Here is a 2,213-nt window from a genome sequence, read left to right on the forward strand (position 1 = left end):
GTACGGACCGGGGCCGCGCTGGCCGCCGGCTTCGCCGGGGCCCTGCGCGACCGCACGGTGACCGAGCAGCGGGCGGTCGCGCGCGCCGCGCTCGGCGCCCAGGCCCAGCTCAACGAGGGCGCCACCCAGGCCCTGCACGAGAGCGAGGCCCGGTTCCGCGCCGTCTTCGAGGGCGCCGCCACCGGGATCTGGATCGCCGGACCCGACTCGACGATCCTGCAGGTCAACGGCGCGATGACGCGGATGTTCGGCGGCAACGCCGAGGCGCTGCTGGGCCGTCGCCTCACCGAGCTCACGCACCCCGAGGACGGCACCCAGGTCTGGCGGCTGCACGACGAACTGGTCCGCGGGACCCGCGAGCACTACCGCGTGGAGAAGGCGTTCACCCGCCCCGACGGCACCGTGCTGTGGACCAACCTCACGGTCTCCCTGCTCCGCGACGCCGACGGCCGCCCGCAGTACCAGCTCGCGCTCATGGAGGACACCACCGAGCGGCGGCTGCTCAACCTGCGCCTGCGTTACGAGGCCACCCACGACGCGCTCACCGGGCTGCCCAACCGCACCCTGTTCTTCGAACGGCTGGAGAAGGCCGTGGCGGCAGGCCAGGGCAAGCGCTTCGGGCTCTGCTACCTGGACCTCGACGGCTTCAAGACGGTCAACGACAGCCTCGGCCACCAGACCGGCGACCGGCTCCTGGTCGAGGTCGCCGACCGGCTGCAGGCCTGCGCCACCGGACCCGGCGAGATGGTGGCCCGGCTCGGCGGGGACGAATTCGTCGCCCTGACCACCGGCGCCGGCGCCGAGCGCGGCGTCGACGAGCTGGCCGAGCGGATCATGAACGCACTGGCGACGCCGGTGCGCGTCGACGGGCGCGAACTGACCGTGCGCGGCTCCGTCGGCATCGTCGAGGGCGCGGCCGGCGAGCGGGGCGCGGCCGAGGTGCTGCGCAGCGCCGACATCACCATGTACCGCGCCAAGTCGGCGGGCGGCAACCGGTTCGAGTTCGCCGACCCGGAGGCCGACGCCCGCGCCATCAGCCGCCACCGCCTCACCAACGCCCTCCCGGCCGCCCTCGACAACGGCGAGTTCTTCATCGAGTACCAGCCGCTGGTCCGCCTGGAGGACGGCAGCGTGGGCGGCGCCGAGGCGCTGGTGCGCTGGCTGCACCCGCAGCAGGGCGTGGTGGGGCCGGACCGCTTCATCCCGCTCGCCGAGCGGACCGGGCTGATCGTGCCGCTGGGCCGCTGGGTGCTGGAACAGGCCGTGCGGCAGGCCCGCGAGTGGAACGGCGCCACGCGGGTCAACGTCAACCTCTCCCCGTGCCAGCTCACCGACCCCGGCCTGGTCCGCGACACCGCGCGGATCCTGGAGGACGCCGGACTGCCCCCGCAGGCACTCTGCCTGGAGATCACCGAATCGGCGCTGGTGGGCGCGGAGGACGAGGTCCTGCGGCCGCTGCGCACCTTGTGCGAGATGGGCGTGGACATCGCCCTGGACGACTTCGGCACCGGGTACTCCAACCTGGCCGGACTGCGGCGCCTGCCGGTGAGCGAGCTGAAGCTGGACCGCTCCTTCACCCGCGGCATCCGCACGTCGCCGGCCGACCCGGTGGACGTCAAGATCGTCGAAGGGGTCGTGCGGCTGGCCCGCACGCTGGGGCTCTCGGTCACCGTCGAGGGGGTCGAGACGGCGGCCCAGGCCGAGCGGCTGCGCAAGCTGGGCTGCGACACGGCGCAGGGCTGGTACTACGCGCGTCCCGGCCCGCCGGAGCGCCTCCACCAGCTCGCGCTCGCCGACGCCTGCTGACCGCTCTCCGACGCCTGCTGGCGCCGGGCCGCCCCCGTCGGCGCGGGCCGCGCACCTGCTGCGTCACGGGCGCATCGGGCGCACCCTGGAAGGAGGACCTTCAGGAGGTGAGGCACCATGCTGCACACCGCAGTGGGATGGCACGTCGAGATGGAGTTCAAGGAGGACGACACCCGCACCCGGGCCGCCGCGATGGTGCGGCTGCCCGACGGCAGCGAGATCCGCGGCCACGGGCACGCCAGCCGGCACGACTCCGACGCCAACCAGCCGAGGGTGGGCGAGGAGGTCGCCGGGGCCAGGGCGCTGAACGACATCGCCCTGCAGCTGCTCGACAAGGCCCACCGGGAGATCGACACGGAGGCCGGCCGCCCGTCCCACCCGATCTCCGTCTGACCCGCAGCCGTACC

General features: G+C 74.1%; 2 protein-coding genes. Both read left to right on the forward strand.

The window, feature by feature from the left end; translation table 11 throughout:
* Positions 1–1,806, forward strand: a 1,806-nt coding sequence (locus tag ACOV8S_RS08875) for a putative bifunctional diguanylate cyclase/phosphodiesterase (RefSeq protein WP_448317155.1), incomplete at its 5' end; no start/stop codon positions are given.
* A 117-nt stretch (positions 1,807–1,923) separates the two neighbouring features.
* Positions 1,924–2,199: a DUF1876 domain-containing protein gene (locus tag ACOV8S_RS08880; RefSeq protein ID WP_351115183.1), complete on the forward strand. Its 276-nt coding sequence runs from the start codon at positions 1,924–1,926 to the stop codon at positions 2,197–2,199.
* Positions 2,200–2,213 lie beyond the last annotated feature (14 nt).

This window comes from Streptomyces sp. CO7, assembly GCF_053474865.1.